General features: G+C 68.2%; 1 protein-coding gene. It reads left to right on the top strand.

The features are described 5' to 3' along the window. Positions 1 to 515 (top strand): ABC transporter ATP-binding protein (locus ABD401_RS25035; RefSeq protein ID WP_344609955.1); only part of this gene is annotated, 515 nt, incomplete at both ends.

Raw genomic sequence — 515 nt, forward strand, 5'->3', positions numbered from 1 at the left:
GAAGACCACGTTCCTCAAGACGTGCTCGGGTCTGCTCAAGCCGACGGCGGGTCAGATCCTCGTCGACGGCAAGGACATGACCAAGCGCTCCACGCACGAGCGGGTCAAGGCCGGGCTGTGCCACATCCCCGACCCCCGCGGGATCTTCCCGTCGCTGACGGTGAAGGAGAACCTGATCCTGCAGGCCCCGCGTGGGCAGGCCACGGCGGCGATCGAGAAGGCGGCTTCGGCGTTCCCGCGTCTGGGTCAGCGGCTCTCGCAGGTCGCCGGCACCATGAGCGGTGGCGAGCAGCAGATGCTCGCGGTGGCCCGCTCCTACATTCAGTCCCCGAAGGTCGTGCTGCTCGACGAGGTCTCGATGGGCCTGGCGCCCAACCTCGTCGACGAGATCTTCGAGTTCCTGGCCACGCTCAAGGACGCGGGCGTGGCGCTCATCGTCGTCGAACAGTTCGTCCACCGTGCGCTCGCCCTCGCCGACAGCGTTGTCGTCGTCGCGCGCGGAACGATCCGCCTGG

Origin of the sequence: Sporichthya brevicatena, assembly GCF_039525035.1 — a bacterium.
Taxonomy (GTDB): Bacteria; Actinomycetota; Actinomycetes; order Sporichthyales; family Sporichthyaceae; genus Sporichthya; species Sporichthya brevicatena.